16 protein-coding genes are annotated in these 18,837 nt (G+C 68.4%); 8 read left to right on the forward strand and 8 right to left on the reverse strand.

Annotated features, from left to right (window positions below):
• Position 1 precedes the first annotated feature (1 nt).
• The 6 genes from AC3EGR_RS08940 to AC3EGR_RS08965 all read right to left on the reverse strand — a co-directional run bounded on the left by AC3EGR_RS08940 (position 2) and on the right by AC3EGR_RS08965 (position 7,632).
• On the reverse strand, positions 2-1,762 hold the full coding sequence (locus AC3EGR_RS08940; RefSeq protein ID WP_488546114.1) for a branched-chain amino acid ABC transporter ATP-binding protein/permease: 1,761 nt from the start codon (positions 1,760-1,762) through the stop codon (positions 2-4).
• Positions 1,762-2,826: a branched-chain amino acid ABC transporter permease gene (locus tag AC3EGR_RS08945; protein WP_488546115.1), complete on the reverse strand. Its 1,065-nt coding sequence runs from the start codon at positions 2,824-2,826 to the stop codon at positions 1,762-1,764. The genes AC3EGR_RS08940 and AC3EGR_RS08945 overlap by 1 nt, the downstream gene beginning before the upstream one ends.
• Positions 2,827-2,962: 136 nt before the next feature.
• On the reverse strand, positions 2,963-4,099 hold the full coding sequence (locus tag AC3EGR_RS08950; protein ID WP_488546116.1) for an ABC transporter substrate-binding protein: 1,137 nt from the start codon (positions 4,097-4,099) through the stop codon (positions 2,963-2,965).
• Positions 4,100-4,187: 88 nt separating this feature from the next.
• A complete protein-coding gene (locus AC3EGR_RS08955; RefSeq protein WP_488546117.1) occupies positions 4,188-4,952 on the reverse strand; it encodes an SDR family NAD(P)-dependent oxidoreductase in 765 nt (254 codons plus the stop codon).
• Positions 4,949-6,832 (reverse strand): feruloyl-CoA synthase, encoded by a 1,884-nt coding sequence (locus tag AC3EGR_RS08960; RefSeq protein WP_488546118.1) that lies wholly within the window; start codon positions 6,830-6,832, stop codon positions 4,949-4,951. Before AC3EGR_RS08960 ends, AC3EGR_RS08955 begins: the two co-directional genes overlap by 4 nt.
• 23 nt (positions 6,833-6,855) lie before the next feature.
• Positions 6,856-7,632: a crotonase/enoyl-CoA hydratase family protein gene (locus tag AC3EGR_RS08965; RefSeq protein ID WP_488546119.1), complete on the reverse strand. Its 777-nt coding sequence runs from the start codon at positions 7,630-7,632 to the stop codon at positions 6,856-6,858.
• Positions 7,633-7,736: 104 nt separating this feature from the next.
• On the opposite strand from AC3EGR_RS08965, the gene AC3EGR_RS08970 reads away from it, so the two are divergent.
• Positions 7,737-8,612 (forward strand): amidohydrolase family protein, encoded by an 876-nt coding sequence (locus tag AC3EGR_RS08970; RefSeq protein WP_488546120.1) that lies wholly within the window; start codon positions 7,737-7,739, stop codon positions 8,610-8,612.
• A 10-nt stretch (positions 8,613-8,622) separates the two neighbouring features.
• Here AC3EGR_RS08970 and AC3EGR_RS08975 read toward each other — a convergent pair whose 3' ends face one another.
• Positions 8,623-9,228: a DsbA family protein gene (locus AC3EGR_RS08975; protein WP_488546121.1), complete on the reverse strand. Its 606-nt coding sequence runs from the start codon at positions 9,226-9,228 to the stop codon at positions 8,623-8,625.
• A 157-nt stretch (positions 9,229-9,385) separates the two neighbouring features.
• Between AC3EGR_RS08975 and AC3EGR_RS08980 the strand changes: the two genes are divergently transcribed.
• The 7 genes from AC3EGR_RS08980 (at position 9,386) to AC3EGR_RS09010 (ending at position 18,360) form a co-directional block, all read left to right on the forward strand.
• Positions 9,386-10,270 (forward strand): glucosamine kinase nucleotide-binding domain-containing protein, encoded by an 885-nt coding sequence (locus tag AC3EGR_RS08980; protein WP_488546122.1) that lies wholly within the window; start codon positions 9,386-9,388, stop codon positions 10,268-10,270.
• Entirely contained in the window at positions 10,267-11,400 is a 1,134-nt protein-coding gene (gene nagA, locus AC3EGR_RS08985; RefSeq protein ID WP_488546123.1) for an N-acetylglucosamine-6-phosphate deacetylase, read from the forward strand. The genes AC3EGR_RS08980 and nagA overlap by 4 nt, the downstream gene beginning before the upstream one ends.
• Positions 11,390-12,400, forward strand: coding sequence for an SIS domain-containing protein (locus AC3EGR_RS08990; protein ID WP_488546267.1), 1,011 nt, complete (start codon positions 11,390-11,392; stop codon positions 12,398-12,400). Before nagA ends, AC3EGR_RS08990 begins: the two co-directional genes overlap by 11 nt.
• A gap of 196 nt (positions 12,401-12,596) precedes the next feature.
• Entirely contained in the window at positions 12,597-14,519 is a 1,923-nt protein-coding gene (locus tag AC3EGR_RS08995; RefSeq protein WP_488546124.1) for a PrkA family serine protein kinase, read from the forward strand.
• A gap of 84 nt (positions 14,520-14,603) precedes the next feature.
• A complete protein-coding gene (locus AC3EGR_RS09000; RefSeq protein WP_488546125.1) occupies positions 14,604-15,884 on the forward strand; it encodes a YeaH/YhbH family protein in 1,281 nt (426 codons plus the stop codon).
• Complete coding sequence (locus tag AC3EGR_RS09005; RefSeq protein WP_488546126.1) at positions 15,881-17,431, forward strand: SpoVR family protein; 1,551 nt, start codon at positions 15,881-15,883, stop codon at positions 17,429-17,431. Before AC3EGR_RS09000 ends, AC3EGR_RS09005 begins: the two co-directional genes overlap by 4 nt.
• Positions 17,432-17,460: 29 nt before the next feature.
• Positions 17,461-18,360, forward strand: coding sequence for a DMT family transporter (locus tag AC3EGR_RS09010; protein ID WP_488546127.1), 900 nt, complete (start codon positions 17,461-17,463; stop codon positions 18,358-18,360).
• Here the strand turns inward: AC3EGR_RS09010 and AC3EGR_RS09015 are convergent.
• Complete coding sequence (locus AC3EGR_RS09015; protein WP_488546128.1) at positions 18,347-18,802, reverse strand: hypothetical protein; 456 nt, start codon at positions 18,800-18,802, stop codon at positions 18,347-18,349. The genes AC3EGR_RS09010 and AC3EGR_RS09015 overlap by 14 nt on opposite strands.
• Positions 18,803-18,837: the final 35 nt, after the last annotated feature.

An 18,837-nucleotide genomic window follows, 5' to 3' on the forward strand; every position in this document is an offset into this window, starting at 1 on the left:
GTCAGTGCTCCGTCCCGAGATAGGCGGCGCGCACCTGCGGACTGGCCTGCACTTCGCGCGGCGTGCCTTCCATCAGCTTGGTGCCGAACTCCATCACCACGATGCGGTCCGTGAGGCCCATGACGAATTCCATGTCGTGTTCCACCAGCAGCAGGCTCATGCCTTCGCCCTTCAACTGCCGCAGCACGTCGGCGAGGGCCTGCTTTTCCTTGTGGCGCAGGCCCGCGGCGGGCTCGTCCAGCAGCAGCAGCGCGGGGTCCGTGCAGAGGGCGCGGGCGATTTCCATCAGCCGCTGCGGGCCCAGCGCCAGGTTGCCGGCGAGCTCGTTCATGCGATCCGCCATGCCGATGCGCGCCAGCTGGCGTTCGGCCTCGGCGAACAGGCGCCGCTCTTCCGCGCGGTCCATGCGCAGCATGGCGCGCGTGGTGCCGCTGGCCCCGCGCAGGTAGCCGCCCAGCGCCACGTTCTCCAGCACGGTCATCTCGGGAATCATCTTCACGTGCTGGAAGGTGCGCGAGATGCCCCGGCGCGCGATCTCGCGCGAGGGCAGGCCGCCGATGGCTTCGCCGCGCCAGCGCACCTGGCCACCGGTGAGCGAGAGCACGCCCGTGATCAGGTTGAAGGTCGTGGACTTGCCGGCGCCGTTGGGGCCGATCAGGCCGACGAGGTCGCCGGCGCGGATGTCGAAGCTCACGTCGTTCACCGCGGTGAGGCCGCCGAACTGCTTGCGCACGGTGTCCACCTGCAGCAGCGCCTCGCCGCGCGCCGGCTTCTCGCGCGCGGGCAGGGCGGGCGCGCCTTCCCAGTCGCGCTTGCGGTCGCTGCGCGGCAGCAGCTTCTGCACGAAGGTCCACAGGCCGTCGGGCGCGTACTTCAGCACCACGATCAGGATGATGCCGAAGACGATGGTCTCGAAGTTGCCGCTGGTGCCGATCAGTTTGGGCAGCAGCACCTGCAGCTGGTCCTCCAGCAGCTTGACCACCGCGGCGCCGAGGAAGGCGCCCCAGACGTGCGAGACGCCGCCCAGCACCGCCATGAACAGGTACTCGATGCCCTTGCCGATGGAGAAGGGCGAAGGATTGATGGCGCGCTGGAAGAAGGCGAACAGCCAGCCGGAGACGGCGGCCAGCACCGCGGCCAGCACGAACACCACCATCTTGTAGCGGAAGGTGGAGATGCCCATCGCCTCGGCCATCGTGGCGCCACTGCGCAGCGAGCGGATCGCGCGGCCCGGGCGCGAATCGAGCAGGTTGGCGCAGCCCCAGGCCGCCAGCAGCGCGATCGCCCAGATCAGCACGTTCAGCCCGCGGCCGGTGCCCAGGTCCACGCCGAAGAGGCGCAACGTGGGCACGCCCAGGATGCCGTCGTACTTGCCCAGCCACTCCATGTTGCCCATGGTGTAGTACAGGGCAAGGCCCCAGGCGATGGTCGCCAGCGGCAAGTAGTGGCCCGACATGCGCAGCGTGATCGCGCCGACGACCATGGCCGCGATGACCGCCAGCCCGACACCGACCAGCAACGCGAGCCAGGGCGAGGCCGCCATCTTCACGGTGAGGAAGGCGGCCGTGTAGGCGCCTATGCCCACGAACGCGGCCTGGCCGAAGGAGGTGAGGCCGGCCACGCCGGTCAGCAGCACGAGGCCCAGGGCCACCAGGGCGTACAGGCCGATGTAGTTGCTCTGGGTGATCCAGAAATCGGGCACCGGCAGCGCCGGCAGGACCAGCATCACCAGGGCGAAGAGGGGGAAGGCGAAGCGGCGCATCAGTGTTCTTCGCCGTGGGGATCGGCGATCGAGCGCCACAGGAGCACCGGCAGGATGGCCGAGAACACGATCACTTCCTTGAAGGAGCTGGCCCAGAAGGAGCCGAAGCTTTCCAGCAGGCCGACGGCCAGCGCGCCGACCAGGGCCAGCGGGTAGCTGGAGAGGCCGGCGAACACGGCGGCCACGAAGCCCTTGAGGCCGATGAGGAAGCCGCTGTCGTAGAAGACGGTGGTGGTCGGGCCGATCAGCAGTCCCGAGAGCGCCCCGATCACCGCGGCCATGGTGAAGGCGAGGCGGCCGGCAGCGCTGGAAGAGATCCCCATCAGGCGGGCACCGGCGCGGTTCACCGCGGTCGCGCGCAGCGCCTTGCCGCTGAGCGTGCGCTCGAAATACAGGTACAGCAGCACGATCAGCGCGATCGAGGCCACGAAGATGATGACCGTCTGGCCGCTCAGGGCCAGCGGGCCGGCGGCAAAGCGCTGGTCCCAGAAGCTCGGATTGCGGAAGCCTTCCGCGCCGAAGAAGAACAGGCCCAGGCCCACCAGCGCGAAGTGCACGCCGACGGAGACGATCAGCAGCACCAGCACGGAGGCGTCCGCCAGCGACTCGTAGGCGAGGCGGTAGATCAGGTTGCCGAAGGGCGCGACCAGGGCCAGCGTGAGCAGGGCGTAGGCGGCCAGGGGCAGGCCGCGCGGCGCAGCCCAGAACGTGACGAGGGAAACGAGGACGGGCCAGGCCAGGGTCTTGCCCACGGCCCGGGCGGTGCGTGCGGCGCCATGGTGATGGCGCAGTCCGTTCACGAGATCCGCCACCGCGGCCAGTGCCGCCAGCACCAGCAGGAACCACACGGTGCCGGGCACCTGCCGGTACCAGGGCGTCTCGGGCAGTTTGGGGGCGATCAGCAGCGCCAGCGTGAGGGCACCGAAGGCGACGAATTCGCCCTGGGGGATGAAGATGACGCGGGTGACGGCGAACACCAGCACGGTGGCCAGCGCGAGCAGCGCGTAGACCGCGCCATTCGTGAGGCCATCGAGTGCCAGGATGCCGGCGACGGAGAGATCCATGGGAAAGTTTCTTGTCGTTTTTCCCTCCGCCACCGGGGGAGGGCCGGGGTGGAGGCTCCGGCCGGTACGCGCGCCGCGAGCCCCCCTCCCCAACCTTCCCCCGGAGGGGGAAGGAGCTGTCTTGCTGCCGGGCGCCTTACTGCGCCACGACGAACTTGCCGTCCTTGACCTGCAGCATCACGCCGGTCTCGTTCGTGTAGCCCCAGTGGTTGTCCTTGGTCCAGTTCATCACGCCGTGCGAGAAGATGGTGCGGCCCATGTTCTCGGCGGCGTCGCGCAGCGCCGTGCGGAACTCCTGCGTGCCCGGCTTGGCCTTCTTCAGCGCCACCGGCACGATCTTCTCCATCACGATCTCGAAGTCGTAGGAGTGGCCCGCGAACTGGTTGCGCGAACCGGCGCCGTTGGCCTTCTCGTACTTGGTGACGAAGTCGATCGAAGCCTTCTTGGAGGGATGGCTGTCGGGCAGCTGCTCGGCGACGATGGCCGGGCCGGAAACGACGAAGGTGCCTTCCACGTCCTTGCCGCCGATGCGCACCAGGTCGGGCGTGGCCGCGGCGTGCGTCTGGTAGATCTTGCCCTTGAAGCCGCGCTCGACGATGGCCTTCTCGGGCATCGCCGCGCCGGAGCCGGTGGCCACGACCACGATGGCGTCGGGGTTGGCGGCCGTGACCTTCAGGGCCTGCGGCGTGACGCTGGTGTCGGTGCGCGCGAAGCGCTCCGCCACCACGATCTTCATGCCGTTCCTGGCCGCCTCGGCCTCCAGTGCCTTGAGCCACAGCTCGCCATAGGCGTCGGTGTAGCCGATGAAGCCGATGGTCTTGATGCCCTGCTTCTTCATGTGTTCGACCATGGCATGGGCCATGACGTCGTTGCCCTGCGGCAGGCGGAACAGCCACTGGTCCTGGCCGGGCGGCACGCCCACGGGCGAGGCGGCGATCTGCAGCGTCTTGCCTTCGGCGGCGACGGGCGCCATCGCGGCGGCAACGGGGGTCAGGGTCGAGCCCAGGATCACGTCGACCTTGTCCTCGGTGATCAGGCGGCGCGTGTTGCTCACGCCCTTGCCCGGGTCGGACGCGTCGTCCAGGACGATCAGGTTGACCTTCTGGCCGCCGATCTCCTTGGGGAACTGCTGCAGCTGCTTCTGCATCGGGATGCCCAGGCCCGAGCCGGGGCCGGTGAGCGACAGGACCACGCCGACGTTGATGTCGGCCAGCGCCGCGCCGGCGGCCGTGAGGGCGATCGCGGCGGCGACCAGGGTGCGTGCGAGTTTCATTGCTTCTTGTCTCCGGGTTAACAAAGGACTTTGCGGGACGGGCCGGGAGCGGCCACCGGCCGCGCTGCACCGTTCCCTAGTTGCTTCCTCAGCGCGGCGCCATGCGCAGCGCGCCGTCGAGGCGGATCACCTCGCCATTGAGGTGGGTGTTGGTGACGATATGACAGGCCAGCTCGGCGAACTCTTCGGGTTTGCCCAGGCGCTGCGGGAAGGGGATGGATTTGGCGAGCGACTCCTGCACCGGCTCGGGCAACTGCTTAATCAGCGGCGTGGCGAACAGGCCCGGCGCGATGGTGCACACGCGGATGCCGTGCTGCGCCAGGTCGCGCGCCATCGGCAAGGTCATGCCGACCAGGCCGCCCTTGGACGCGCTGTAGGCCTGCTGGCCGACCTGGCCGTCGAAGGCGGCGACCGAGGCGGTGAACAGCATGACGCCACGCTCGTTGTCCTCCAGCGGCGGCAGCTTGGCGCAGGCGGCGGCGAACAGGCGCGAGGCGTTGTAGGTGCCGACCAGGTTGATGTTCACCACCCGAGCGAAGTCTTCCAGCGGCGCGGCACTTCCGTCCTTCTGCACGATGCGCTTGGCCGTGCCGATGCCGGCGATGTTCATCAGGATGCGCGCGGGGCCGTGCCTGTCGGCCGCCTTGGCGATGGCCGCGGCCATGCTGTCGGCGTTGGTGATGTCGCACTGGCAGGCGATGCCATCGATCTCCCTGGCGACCTGCTCGGCCAGCGCGAGGTTCACGTCCAGCACGGCGACCTTGGCGCCCAGCCGCGCGAGCTCGCGCGCGGTGGCTTCGCCCAGGCCGGAGGCGCCGCCGGTGACCAGCGCGGCCTGTCCCTGGATCTTCATGCTTTCTCCTTCTGCGGTTTCAGGGTGAAGGGCAGGCGGTCGTCGTGCAGGGCCTGCACCAGCGCGTCGCGGTGCTTGAGCACGGCGCGCTGGTTGATCGAGCCCTTGTCGGTGACCTCGCCCTTGTCGATCGAAGGCGCTTCGTCCATGAGGTGCAGGCGCGCGACGCGGTTGGCGCTGCCCGTGGCCTGCCGCGCCAGCGCGTTCAGCACGTCCTGGAAGTGGTCCTGCACGGCGGCGCTTTCCAGCACCTCGCGCAGGGGCGCGTCGGCGGCCAGGTGCGGCGCGAGCTGGCGGATCTTCGGGGTCGGAAAGACCAGCGCACCCACCTCGTTGCGGTTCAGGCCGGTGATCACCGCATCCCAGACGTAAGGCGCCGCGGCGGCGATGATCTTCGCGCGCAGCGGCCCCACGCTGACGAAGGTGCCGGTGGCGAGCTTGAAGTCCTCGGCGATGCGGCCGTCGAACTTCAGGCCCTTGTGGATGTCGGTCTCGTCGATCCAGAGCACGGCGTCGCCGGTGGCGAAGAAGCCCTCCTCGTCGAAGCACTCGCTGGTGGCCTCCGGATTGCGCCAGTAGCCCGGGGTGATGTTCGGGCCCTTGTAGCGGATCTCGGTCTTGCCTTCCGCCGGCACGAGCTTGAGCTCCATGCCGGGCGTGGGCAGGCCGAGGTAGCCGGACTTGACCTCCGGGCTGGTGATGAACACGGCGAAGGGAGAGGACTCCGTCATGCCCAGGCCCGTGCCCATGACGACGCGCTCGCCGATCTCCTGCTCCTGCACCTCGTGCAGCAGGTCCCACACCGGCTGCGCCAGCGCGGCGCCGGCGTAGAAGAACATGCGCACCCGCGACAGCAGCGTCTTGCGCAGCACCGGGTCGGCCTTCATGGCGTGCGCCACCATCTCGAAGCCGGTGGGCACGTTGAAGTAGACGGTGGGCGCGATTTCGCGCAGGTTGCGCAGCGTCTCGCCGATCAGCGCCGGCGTCGGCTTGCCGTCGTCGATGTAGTAGGTGCCGCCGTTGTAGAGCGTCAGGCCGATGTTGTGGTTGCCGCCGAAGGTGTGGTTCCAGGGCAGCCAGTCGACCAGCACCGGCGGCTCCTCGGCCAGCACGGGCATCGATTGGCGCATCTGCTGCTGGTTGGCGCACCACATGCCGTGCGTGTTGACCACCGCCTTGGGCAGCTTGGTGGAGCCCGAGGTGAAGAGGAACTTGGTGATCGTGTCCGGTCCGGTGGCGGCCATGGCGGCGTCGACGGCGGGCGTCGGCTGCGTGTCCAGCAACTCCTGCCAGCGGGTCGTCCTGCGGCCTTCGATCTCGCCGTGCGCGAGCACCACTTCCACGTCCGGCGGCACGGCGGCGAGGATCGCCTTGCCATAGGCCTTGGCGTCCGTGGTGAACACCAGCCCGGGCGTGAGCGTCTGCAGCACGTGGCGCAGCTTCTCGTAGTCCTGGCTCACGGTGGAATAGGCGGAGGACACGGGCGAGAACGGGATGCCCGCATAGACGCAGCCGAGCGCCATCAGCGCGTGCTCCAGGCTGTTCTCGCACAGGATGGCCACCGGCCGCTCGGCCGACAGGCCGCGGTCCAGCAGCGCCTGCCCGATGCGGCGCGCGCTGTCGAGGGCCTGGCGGTAGCTGATGCGCTGCCAGTCGCCGGTGCTGCCGTCCGCATTGCGCACGCGCCGGGCCATGAAGGTGCGCTCGGGCGTGGTCTCCGCCCAGTGCAGCAGGCGGTCGGTCATGCGCCGCGCGTACGGTTCCAGCGGGACGTCGGCGCGCAGGTACTGCACGCCGCCGGCGCCCTCGCGCAGCACGCCGCGGGTCACGCCGAAGCGCATGGGGCGGTAGCGGACTTGCGTGCCCGGGGTGGTGCTCATCGGCTTGTCTCCTGCGGGTCCGGTCAGCTCTTGCTGACCTTGGCGGCGCGGCCTTCGAGGAAGTCGCGCACGCGCTTCTTGGCTTCCGGCGCGCTCTGCGCGATCGCCGCCATCAGCGCTTCGGTCAGGAAGCCCTGGTCCGCGGGCTGCTCGGCGATGCGGGGCAGCGCGTGCATCAGGGCGTAGTTGGTCAGCGGCGCGTTCTGGGCGACGCGCCTGGCCAGTTCCAGCGCCTTGGCGAAGGCTTGTCCCTGCGGCACGAGGTACTGCGCGAAGCCGGCGCGTTCGCCTTCCTCGGCCTGGTACACGCGCCCGGTCAGCATCATGTCCGCCATGCGCGCGGCGCCGATGAGGCGCGGGATGCGCACGGCGCCGCCGCCGCCCACGAAGATGCCGCGCGAGCCTTCGGGCAGGGCGTAGAAGGTGCTCGCATCGGCCACGCGGATGTGGCAGGAGGCGGCGAGTTCGAGGCCGCCGCCGACCACGGCGCCGTGCAGCGCGGCGATGACGGGAACCGGACCGTACTGGACCTCTTCCAGTGCGGCGTGCCACATGCGCGAGTGCATCAGCCCCGCGCCCGCGTCCCGCTCCTTGAGTTCGGACAGGTCGAGTCCGGCGCAGAAGTGCTCTCCTGCACCGTCCAGCACGGCGGCGCGCACGGTGGAGGGCAGGTTCTGGAAGGTGTTGCGCACGGCGAGCACCAGCGCGTCGGAGAGGGCATTGCGCTTGGCCGGGCGGTTCAGGCGCACGATGGCGACTTCGCCGTCGATCTCGAGCTGGATGTCTTGGGTGGAGGTCATGGGAACGTTTGCGGAGTGGGCGGATTATTGTTATAAACAATAACCAACTCAATGCCTGACGCCCTAGGGCTTACCCTAGGTTCCCGAGAGAAACAGGAGACACCATGGACCACCCCAACCTTGTCGCCATCGACGTGCACACGCACGCCGAAGTCAGCTGCTGGAACCCCTTCGACAACTACGGCGAGGAGTACGACCGCGCCGCCGACAAGTACTTCCGCAGCAACCGCCGCCCGACGATCCCCGAGACCATCGCGTACTACCGCGAACGCAAGATCGGCCTGGTGATGTTCACCGTGGACAGCGAGTCCAAGCTGGGCCGCCGGCGCATCCCCAACGAGGAGATCGCGCAGGCCGCGCGCGAGAACAGCGACATGATGGTGGCCTTCGCCAGCATCGATCCGCACAAGGGCAAGATGGGCGCGCGCGAGGCCGAGCGCCTGATCAAGGAAGAGGGCATCAAGGGCTTCAAGTTCCACCCGACGGTGCAGGGCTACCACCCGTACGACAAGATGGCGTGGCCGATCTACGAGGTGATCAACGCCTACAAGATGCCGACCATCTTCCACACGGGCCACAGCGGCATCGGCTCGGGCATGCGCTGCGGCGGCGGCCTGCGCCTGGAGTACAGCAACCCGATCCACCTCGACGACGTCGCGATCGACTTCCCCGACATGCAGATCGTGATGGCGCATCCGAGCTTCCCCTGGCAGGACGAAGCGCTCTCGGTCGCCACGCACAAGCCGAACGTGTGGATCGACCTTTCGGGCTGGAGCCCGAAGTACTTCCCCAAGCAGCTCGTGCAGTACGCCAACACGCTGCTGAAGGACCGCATCCTGTTCGGCAGCGACTACCCGCTGATCACGCCCGACCGCTGGATGAAGGACTTCGAGGAAGCGGGGTTCAAGCCGGAAGTGATGCCGGGGATCCTGAAGGGCAACGCGATCCGGTTGCTGGGGTTCGATCAGCCGAAGGGGTGAGGGGTCGCCCTCACCACCCCCCGCTCGCCAGCCACTCCTCCACGTCCGCCAGCCGGTCCGATCCCCAGAACGGTTCGTCGTCCACGACGATGGTGGGCGAGCCGAAGATGCCGGCCTTGATCGCGTCGCCCACCGCCGTGCGCAGCAGCGTCGCGGCCTCGTCGCTGGCCGCACCCTTGATGAGCGTGTCGCCATCCAGCCCCTGCGGCAGCCTGGCCTGCCCCAGCGCCTCGGGCGTCGACAGGTCCAGGCCGTCGACCCAGAACGCGCGAAACAGCGCATGCGCCAGCGGCGCCGCGAGCTGCGGCCGGTGCTTTTTCACCCAGTACAGCGCGCGCGCGGGCGGCAGCGGATTGCCGACGGACGCATTGAGGTCGCGCCCGATCGCCACGCCGTGCCGCCGGGCATAGCGCAGCACGTCGCGGCGGATGTAGTCACCCTTCAGCGGCGTCTCCAGCAGGGGCTTCAGTCCCATGACCTTCATCACCGCCACGCCCAGCAGCATGGGCCGCCAGTCGACCGTGCGGCCATGGCGGGCGGCGATCTCGTCGATGCGCAGGCTGGCGAAGTAGCCGTAGGGCGAGATGAAATCGAAATAGAACCGGACGGGCGGCATCCCCATCCCCCACAGCTTAGCGGCAGCTCGACCGCAGGCCGAGGACTACGTGCGGATGCGTTGCTCGCGCACGCCGCCGGGCTGCAACTCCGCGGGGCCAAAGGCTTCTAACCGTCATGGACCAGCTGAGTGCCAGCGGGGGGAGGGGCCCGCTCTGATGGTGGACTACCTCGTCGGCGTCGATGGCGGTGGCAGCGGCACCCGTGCGCTCGTCCATTCGCTGCGCGGCGGTGAAGTCGGCACCGGCGCCGCCGGCCCGTCCGCGCTCCAGCAAGGCATCCCGCAGGCCTGGGACAACGTGCTGGCGGCCGTGCGCTACGCCTTCGCGGCCGCCGGCCGCGCCGTGCCGTCCTGGGACCGGTGCGTCCTTGCCGCCGGCCTGTCCGGGGTCAGCCATGCACCGTGGCGGGAGGCTTTCCTCGCTCGCGATCCCGGCTTTGCGGCGCTGGAGGCGGAAACCGATTCCTTCACCATGCTCATGGGCGCCCATGGCGGCCAGCCCGGGGCCATCCTGATCGCGGGCACCGGCAGCATCGCCGAAGCCCTCCGCGCCGACGGCAGCCGCGCTACAGTCGGTGGATGGGGATTCCGCGTGGATGACGAAGGCAGCGGCGGCTGGCTCGGCCAGCAGGCCGTGCGCCATGGCCTGGCGGCGTTCGACGGCCGGGCCAACCCCAGCCCGCTCGCGCGCCGGGTCTGGATGCATTGCGGCGACGAGCGCGACAGCCTGCAGGAGTGGTGCGGCCGGGCCGGCCAGTTCGAATTCGCCCAGCTCGCCCGCGCGGTCTTCGAGTGCGAGGAGAGCGATCCGGTGGCCAGCCGCCTGCTCGCCCAGGCCACCTCGGCGCTGGAAGAGCTCGCGCTGGCGATCGATCCGCGCGGCCGGCTGCCGCTGGCCGTGGCCGGCAGCATCGGCGAACGGCTCGTCCCGCGCATGCGCCCCTTCGTGCGCAGCCGCATCGTCCCCGCCCAGGCCGGTCCGGCCGAGGGTGCGCTGATGCTGGCCCGCGCCCTGCGGAAAGAGACGGAAGCGGCCCTGTGACGCGCAGCCTGCAGGGACGCATCCTGACGCCCGCGGGCCTGGTGAAGGGCACCCTGCGCATCGGCGGCGACGGTCGCATCGCGGCGGTCGAAGGCAGCTCGGTCGCGACCGACGCAGCCCGCGACGGCAAGGCGCCCCTGCTGCTGCCCGGCTTCGTCGACCTGCACGTGCACGGGGGCGCCGGGCGCGACATCATGGAAGGCGGCGACGCCGCCCTGCAGGTCACGCGCCGCCACGCGGAGCACGGCACCACGGCGCTGCTTGCCACCACGATGACGGCGCCGGCCGAAGACCTGCGGCTGGCGCTGGCCGGCATCGGCGCCCTGGCCGCCTCCGGCGCCGGCGGTGCCGCGCGCATCCTGGGCGTGCACCTCGAAGGCCCGTACATCAACAAGCAGAAGCTGGGCGCGCAGCCCGACTTCGCGCGGCCGGTCTCGCTCGCGGAGCTGAAGGAACTGCACGCACTCGCGCCGGTGCGCCTGCTCACGCTCGCCCCCGAGGTGCCCGGCAACCTCGAGGCCATTCCCGAGCTGGTGCAAGCCGGCTTCCGCGTGCAGATCGGCCACACCGTGGGCAGCTACGAAGACGGCGTGCAGGCGCTGCAACGCGGTGCCCGCGGCTTCACGCACCTGTTCAACGCCATGACCCCGCTGCACCACCGCATGCCGGGCATGGTGGGCGCGGCGCTGGCGCATGCGCGCTTCGCCGAGATCATCCCCGACCTGCTGCACGTGCATCCCGGCGCGATCCGCGCCGCCCTGCGCAGCATCCCCTGTCTTTATTGCGTCACCGATTCCACGGCTGCCACCGGCATGCCGGACGGCGAGTACCGCCTGGGCCGCCAGCCCGTCACCAAGTGCCTGGGCGGCGTGCGGCTGGCCGACGGAACGCTGGCCGGCTCCACGCTCACCATGGACCGCGCGCTGCGCAACCTGGTGGACGTGATCGGCCTGCCGGTGGACGACGCGGCACGCCGGGTTTCCACCTTCCCCGCCGATTTCCTGGAGCTGGCCGACCGCGGCCGGCTGCAGCCCGGCGCCTGGGCGGACGTGGTGGTGCTGGACCGGGACTTGCGTGTGCAGGAGGTCTTCGTCGAAGGAGGTTCGCTCGATGTCGCGCATGCTCGATGAGGCCCGCGAGGCGCCGCAGGCCGTCACCCGCCAGCTCGCCGCCGACCGCGACCGCTGGCGAGCGTTCGGCGAACGGCTGCGGCAGCAGCCTCCCGCGTCGCTGCTGACGATCGCGCGCGGCAGTTCGGACCATGCCGCGCATTACGCGGCCTACCTGGTGATGGCGCGGCTCGGCCGCCTGGTCACCTCGATGCCGATGTCGCTGGTGACGCTGTATCAGTCGCGCATCCGCTGCGACGGCCTCGCGTCGCTCGCGTTCTCGCAATCGGGGCAGAGCCCGGACCTGGTCAGTCCTACAAGGTATTTCCGCGACTGCGGCGCGCTGACCTGCGCGTTCGTGAACGACCCGGCGTCGCCGCTCGCGCGTGCCGCGGAGTGGCTCTTCCCCCTGCACGCCGGTGAGGAGCGCAGCGTGGCCGCCACCAAGAGTTTCATCGCGCAGCTGGTCGCCGGGGCGCGGCTGGTGGCGTCCTGGCAGGATGATGCCGCACTCGCGGCGGGACTGGAAGACCTTCCGCGCGCGATGCAGCGTGCAGTCGACGCCGACTGGTCGCGCGCGTTGCAACCCTTGTCGCAAGCTGACCGCCTGTTCGTCGTCGGCCGCGGTCTCGGCCTGCCCGTTGCCATGGAAGCGGCGTTGAAGTTCAAGGAGACCTGCGGCATCCAGGCCGAGGCCTTCTCCGGGGCGGAGATCCAGCATGGCCCCATGGCGCTGATCGAGGAGGGTTATCCCTTGCTCGTGTTCGCGCCGCGCGGCCCCGCGCAGGCGGGCCTGCTCGAACTCGCGGCCGCGATGCGCGCGCGTGGTGCGCGCGTGCTGCTCGCCGCACCACCCGGCGTCCCCGACGCGGTGCTGCCGCTGGTGGAAGCGCCGGTCGAAGAACTCGATCCCGTGTGCGCGATCCAGAGCTTCTACCCGATGGTCGAAGCGCTGGCGCGCGCACGCGGCAACGATCCTGACAGCCCGCCGCACTTGAAGAAGGTGACGCGCACGAGCTGAGGGAAAATCCGCACTGTCGTTTACACGCTGCTGACAGTGCTGCAACGAACTCTCGCCCCTTGTTTTTATCTACCGTTCACCTACAGTGAAGTCGGCGTTTGGACTACATCACACGTTGAGTCAGGACGCCGCTCGCGGAGTACAGTGATTTCCGCACTGCGCAATGATCGGCTTGGTGCGTAACGAAGGAGGCTTCATGGACGTCGTCCGCAATTTCCTCACGCGATACGAACAAAAGCGCGAGGAAGAGATGTCGATCGAGGAATTCCTCGAGCTGTGCAAGAGGGAGCCGCTGACGTACGCAACGGCTGCCGAGCGCATGCTCGCCGCGATCGGTGAACCGGAAATGGTCGACACGCGCCACGACCAGCGCCTGTCCCGCATCTTTGGCAACAAGGTGATCCGCGTTTACCCGGCATTCAAGGACTTCTACGGACTCGAGGAGCCGATCGAGCAGGTCGTCTCGCACTTCAGGCATGCGGCGCAGGGCCTCGAAGAGAAGAAGCAGATCCTGTATCTGCTGGGCCCGGTCGGCGGCGGCAAGTCGTCCATCGCGGAGCGCCTCAAGCAGCTGATGGAGCAGGTGCCCTTCTACGCGCTCAAGGGCTCGCCGATGAACGAGTCGCCGCTGGGCCTGTTCAGCAACGACGAGGACGGGCCGCTGCTGGAGCAGCAGTTCAACATCCCGCGCCGCTACACCCAGAAGATCCTGTCGCCCTGGGCGGTCAAGCGCCTGGAGGAGTTCGGCGGCGACATCCGCAAGTTCAAGGTCGTCAAGCGCTACCCGTCGATCCTCAAGCAGATCGGCATCGCCAAGACCGAGCCGGGCGACGAGAACAACCAGGACATCTCCTCGCTGGTGGGCAAGGTCGACATCCGCAAGCTCGAGAGCTTCGCGCAGGACGACCCGGACGCCTACAGCTACTCCGGCGGCCTGTGCCTGGCCAACCAGGGCCTGCTCGAATTCGTCGAGATGTTCAAGGCGCCCATCAAGGTGCTGCACCCGCTGCTGACCGCCACCCAGGAAGGCAACTTCAAGGGCACGGAGGGCTTCGGCGCGATCCCCTTCGACGGCATCGTGATGGCCCACTCCAACGAAAGCGAGTGGAAGGCGTTCAAGAACAACAAGAACAACGAGGCCTTCCTCGATCGCATCTACGTGGTGAAGGTGCCTTACTGCCTGCGCGTGACCGAGGAAGTGAAGATCTACGAGAAGCTGATCTCCAACTCCTCGCTGGCCCAGGCCGTGTGCGCCCCCGGCACGCTGAAGATGATGGCGCAGTTCTCCGTGCTCACGCGCCTGAAGGAGCCGGAGAACTCGAGCATCTTCTCCAAGATGCTGATCTACGACGGAGAGAACCTCAAGGACACGGACCCGAAGGCCAAGAGCTACCAGGAGTACCGCGACTACGCGGGCGTCGACGAGGGCATGAACGGCATCTCGACGCGGTTCGCGTTCAAGATCATCTCCAAGGTCTTCAACTTCGGCTCCGAGGAAGTCGCCGCCAACCCGGTGCACCTGATGTACGTGCTCGAACAGCAGATCGAGCGCGAGCAGTTCCCCGCGGAGACCGAACAGAAGTACCTGGCGTACATCAAGGAACACCTGGCCACCCGCTACGCGGAGTTCATCGGCAAGGAGATCCAGACCGCCTACCTCGAGTCCTATTCGGAATACGGCCAGAACATCTTCGACCGCTACGTGACCTACGCCGACTTCTGGATCCAGGACCAGGAGTTCCGCGACACCGACACGGGCGAGATCTTCGACCGCGCCGCCCTCAACGCGGAACTGGAAAAGATCGAGAAGCCCGCGGGGCTGTCCAACCCCAAGGACTTCCGCAACGAGATCGTCAACTTCGTGCTGCGCGCGCGGGCCAACAACGCCGGCAAGAACCCGGTGTGGACCAGCTACGAGAAGCTGCGCACCGTGATCGAGAAGAAGATGTTCTCCAACACGGAGGAGCTGCTTCCAGTCATCAGCTTCAACGCGAAGGCCAGCGCCGACGAGGCCAAGAAGCACGAGGACTTCGTCAACCGGATGGTCGAGAAGGGCTACACGAAGCGGCAGGTGCGCCTGTTGTGCGAGTGGTACCTGCGCGTGCGAAAGAGCTCCTGACGGAGCGATGCGAACCGACAGGCCACACGACTTGAACAGAGGAAGGGCCGCCCAGTGAGCAATTCGAGCGGAGGCGAGCGGTCCATGCTCCACCAGGTGATCGACCGCCGCCTCTCAGGCAAGAACAAGTCGATCGGCAACCGCGAGCGCTTCCTGCGCCGCTACCGCGAGCAGATCAAGGACGCGGTGCGCAAGGCGGTGGGCGACCGCAGCATCCGCGACATCGAGGAGGGCGCCGACATCACGCTGCCCAAGCGCGACGTCACCGAGCCCACCTTCGGCCACGCGCCCGGCGGCAGCCGCGAACTCGTGCACCCCGGCAACCAGGAATACGTCCGAGGCGACCGCATCCAGCGGCCGCAGGGCGGCGGTGGCGGCGGCTCCGGCGGCAGCGGCGCGTCGCAGGACGGGCAGGGCGAGGACGACTTCGTCTTCCGCATCTCGCGCGAAGAGTTCATGCAGTACTTCTTCGACGACCTGGCGCTGCCGCGCATGATCCGCACGCAGCTGCTGGCGGACGTGCCCGAATGGAAACTGCGCCGCGCCGGCTTCGTCTCCGAAGGCAACCCCACCAGCCTGCACGTGGTGCGCTCCATGCGCGTGGGGCTCGCCCGCCGCATCGCCATGGGCGGCGACGCGCGCATCGAACTCAAGCGCGCGCTGGAACAGCTCGAGGACCTGGAGCGCCGGCCGGATGCCGCGCCGCCGGAGGTCGAGATCCTGAAGAAGCGCGTCGCCGAACTGCGCGAGCGCCTGAAGAAGGTGCCCTTCCTGGATCCCTTCGACCTGCGCTACCGCAACCGCGTGCGCGAGCCCAAGCCGACCAGCAAGGCCGTGATGTTCTGCCTGATGGACGTCTCCGGCTCGATGGACGAGTCGCGCAAGGACCTCGCCAAGCGCTTCTTCATCCTGCTGTACCTGTTCCTCACGCGGCACTACGAGAAGACCGAGGTGGTGTTCATCCGCCACCACACGCAGGCGGCGGAGGTGACCGAAGACGAGTTCTTCCACGCCACCGAAAGCGGCGGCACGGTGGTGTCCAGCGCCCTCACGCTGATGAACGACATCATCCGCGCGCGCTACATGGGCAGCGAGTGGAACATCTACGGCGCCCAGGCCTCGGACGGCGACAACTGGCAGCAGGACTCGTCCAAGTGCCGTGAGCTGCTGGAGAACAAGATCCTGCCCCTGGTGCGCTACTACGCGTACGTGCAGGTGGCCGACGAGGACCAGAACCTGTGGGAGGAGTACACGCGCGTGCGTGACGCCAACCCGCAGTTCGCGATGCAGAAGATCTGCACGCCCTCGCAGATCTTCCCGGTGTTCCGGGACCTGTTCAAGAAGCAACCCGCCGGGACCACATGATGGAAGAAGCACTTCTCACCCCGTCCGATGCGAAGGGCAAGGACGAGGGCAGGCGCCTGCCCAGCCCCTCGGACTGGAACTTCGAGCTGATCGACACCTACTTCCAGGCGATCCGCCGCACCGCGGAGCGCTTCGGGCTGGACACCTATCCCAGCCAGCTGGAACTGATCTCCTCCGAGCAGATGCTCGACGCCTACGCCTCCGTCGGCATGCCGGTGAACTACCGCCACTGGTCCTACGGCAAGCACTTCATCCAGACGGAGAAGAGCTACCGGCGCGGCCACATGGGCCTGGCCTACGAGATCGTGATCAATTCCGATCCCTGCATCGCCTACCTCATGGAGGAGAACACGATGCCGATGCAGGCGCTGGTGATGGCGCACGCCTGCTTCGGGCACAACTCCTTCTTCAAGGGCAACTACCTGTTCCGCATGTGGACGGACGCCAGCTCCATCATCGACTACCTGGTGTATGCCAAGAGCTACGTCGCCGAATGCGAGGAGCGCCACGGCATCGAGGCGGTGGAGCAGACGCTGGACGCCTGCCACGCGCTGATGAACTACGGCGTGGACCGCTATCGCCGGCCGCAGAAGATCTCGATGGTGGAGGAAGAGAACCGCCGCAAGGACCGCGAGGCCTACCTGCAGCAACAGGTCAACGACCTGTGGCGCACGCTGCCCACCAAGGCGGGCAAGCAGGCCAAGAAGGAGGTGCGCCGCTTCCCGGAGGAGCCGCAGGAGAACATCCTGTACTTCATCGAGAAGAACGCGCCGCTGCTGGAGCCCTGGCAGCGCGAGATCGTGCGCATCGTGCGCAAGGTGGCGCAGTACTTCTATCCGCAGCGCCAGACCCAGGTGATGAACGAGGGCTGGGCGACCTTCTGGCACTACACGCTGCTCAACACCATGTACGACGAGGGCCAGCTCTCGGACGGCTACATGATGGAGATCCTCAGCTCGCACACCAACGTGGTGTTCCAGCCGCCGGTGACGCACCCGGCGTACAGCGGCATCAACCCGTACGCGCTGGGCTTCGCCATGTTCTCGGACATCAAGCGCATCTGCCAGAACCCGACCGACGAGGACCGCGAGTGGTTCCCGGACATCGCCGGCAGCGACTGGATCAAGTCGCTCGACTACGCCATGCGGCACTTCAAGGACGAGAGCTTCATCGGCCAGTACCTCTCGCCCAAGCTGATGCGCGACCTGCGCCTGTTCGCCGTGCTGGACGATGCCGCGCAGTCGGAGCTGGAGGTCGCGGCGATCCACGACGACAACGGCTACCGGCGCCTGCGCGAGTCGCTCTCGCGGCAGCACGACCTGGGCTGGCGCGAACCGAACATCCAGGTGTGGAACGTCAATGCGCGCGGCGACCGCTCGCTCACGCTGCGCCACATCCGGCACAACGACCGTCCGCTGGACAACAGCGCGGAGGAAGTCGTCAAGCACGTGGCCAGGCTGTGGGGCTTCCGCGTGCGCCTGGAAAGCGTGGACGGCCACGACCGGGTGATGCAGCACTGGGAAGTCACGCCGCCGCAGCATCACTGAGCCGCCGTGGATGACACAATCGCGGGCGCATGAAGTCTCCCGCCGCCAAAGCCCTTCCCCTCGTCCTCGTCCTCACCCTCGTCTGGGGCACCAACTGGGCCCTGTTCCCCCTGGCCGTGCAGGAAGTGTCCGTCTGGACCTTTCGCGCGGTGAGCCTCACCGTGGCTGGCGTCCTGCTCCTGGCCTTCGCCCGCGCGCGCCACCTGCCCATCGCCATCCCCCGGCGGTACTGGCCCGCGGTGACCGCGGCGGCGCTGGTCTACCTGGTGGTGTGGAACCTCGCGAGCACCTATGCCGCCATCCTCATCCCCTCCGGGCAGGCGGCCATCCTGGGCTTCACGATGCCGCTGTGGACAGTGCTGGTCGTGTGGCTCGCGTTCGGGGAGAAGCCGGCGCCGCGGATGCTGCTCGCGATCGCGCTGGCGGCGCTGGGCGTGGCGCTCCTGGCGGTGCCGGCACGCGCGGCCTATGCCGACGCCCCGGCGGGGTTCCTGCTGGGACTGCTGGCCGGCCTGGGGTGGGCCATCGGCACCGTGCTGCTGAAACGGGCCAACGTGCCGGTGCCGGCGCTGGTGCTCACCGGCTGGCAGTTGCTGATCGCCGCGGTGCCGCTCGCCATCGGCGCCGTCTGGTTCGCCCGCGGCCAGACCCACGCCGTGTCGCTGCAGACCGTCCTCGTCATCACCTACATCACGGTCGTGCCCATGGCGATCGGCAATGCCGCGTGGTTCGCGATCGTGGGGCTGCTGCCGCCCAGCGTCGCCGGGCTGTCGTCGGTGATGGTGCCGGTCGTGGCCATGGTCACGGGAGCCGTGGTGCACGCCGAGCCGCTCGGCCCCTGGCAGCTGGGAGCGATGGCGTGCTCCGCCGGCGCGCTCTATCTCGCGCTGGCGAAGAAGCCGGAAAAAAAGCCGCTCAGCGACCGCTGATCGGCACCGCGTCGTCGTCGCGGGTCGCGTCGTAGATGACGAAGCCGGCCACACCCAGCCCCCAGAGGGCGACCGCAGGGTCGACCCCGCCGCCGAACATGCCGGTCTGGCCCATGACCGTGGTGGACGGCCCGGCCGGCGTGACCGGTAGCAGCGCCGCCTGCAGCTGCGGGCAGGTCTGCGTGGAGAGCACCGTGAGCCCATGGCCGGGCGGCACCGTGACCGTGCAGCCGCTGTTCATGCGCAGCGTGGCGGACGAGGTGCTGGTGGTGACGATGCGCGCGCCGTGCACGACGGTCATCCCGGGCGCCAGCGCGGTCGCGGACCCACCCGTCAGCATGGTGGCGACGCCGTTGACGGTCGTCACGGTTCCTACGGCCTGCGCAAAGGCAGGAACCACGACGAGTGTCGCGATCGCGGCGACCAGGGTGCGGACCTTCATGGCGGGCTCCGTTGGATGGGGTAACAGAAGGTAGC

It is taken from the genome of Ramlibacter sp. G4-7 (genome assembly GCF_057784995.1).

Excerpts from the sequence above, each read along its gene's own strand:
- AC3EGR_RS09015 (WP_488546128.1), bottom strand. The coding sequence starts at position 18,802 with ATGAAGGTCCGCACCCTGGTCGCCGCGATCGCGACACTCGTCGTGGTT.
- AC3EGR_RS08990 (WP_488546267.1), top strand. The coding sequence starts at position 11,390 with ATGCTCGATGAGGCCCGCGAGGCGCCGCAGGCCGTCACCCGCCAGCTC.
- AC3EGR_RS08965 (WP_488546119.1), bottom strand. The coding sequence starts at position 7,632 with ATGACCTCCACCCAAGACATCCAGCTCGAGATCGACGGCGAAGTCGCC.
- AC3EGR_RS09005 (WP_488546126.1), top strand. The coding sequence starts at position 15,881 with ATGATGGAAGAAGCACTTCTCACCCCGTCCGATGCGAAGGGCAAGGAC.
- AC3EGR_RS08940 (WP_488546114.1), bottom strand. The coding sequence starts at position 1,762 with ATGCGCCGCTTCGCCTTCCCCCTCTTCGCCCTGGTGATGCTGGTCCTG.
- AC3EGR_RS08980 (WP_488546122.1), top strand. The coding sequence starts at position 9,386 with ATGGTGGACTACCTCGTCGGCGTCGATGGCGGTGGCAGCGGCACCCGT.
- AC3EGR_RS08950 (WP_488546116.1), bottom strand. The coding sequence starts at position 4,099 with ATGAAACTCGCACGCACCCTGGTCGCCGCCGCGATCGCCCTCACGGCC.
- AC3EGR_RS08975 (WP_488546121.1), bottom strand. The coding sequence starts at position 9,228 with ATGCCGCCCGTCCGGTTCTATTTCGATTTCATCTCGCCCTACGGCTAC.
- AC3EGR_RS08955 (WP_488546117.1), bottom strand. The coding sequence starts at position 4,952 with ATGAAGATCCAGGGACAGGCCGCGCTGGTCACCGGCGGCGCCTCCGGC.
- AC3EGR_RS08970 (WP_488546120.1), top strand. The coding sequence starts at position 7,737 with ATGGACCACCCCAACCTTGTCGCCATCGACGTGCACACGCACGCCGAA.
- AC3EGR_RS09000 (WP_488546125.1), top strand. The coding sequence starts at position 14,604 with ATGCTCCACCAGGTGATCGACCGCCGCCTCTCAGGCAAGAACAAGTCG.
- AC3EGR_RS08995 (WP_488546124.1), top strand. The coding sequence starts at position 12,597 with ATGGACGTCGTCCGCAATTTCCTCACGCGATACGAACAAAAGCGCGAG.
- AC3EGR_RS09010 (WP_488546127.1), top strand. The coding sequence starts at position 17,461 with ATGAAGTCTCCCGCCGCCAAAGCCCTTCCCCTCGTCCTCGTCCTCACC.
- AC3EGR_RS08945 (WP_488546115.1), bottom strand. The coding sequence starts at position 2,826 with ATGGATCTCTCCGTCGCCGGCATCCTGGCACTCGATGGCCTCACGAAT.
- AC3EGR_RS08960 (WP_488546118.1), bottom strand. The coding sequence starts at position 6,832 with ATGAGCACCACCCCGGGCACGCAAGTCCGCTACCGCCCCATGCGCTTC.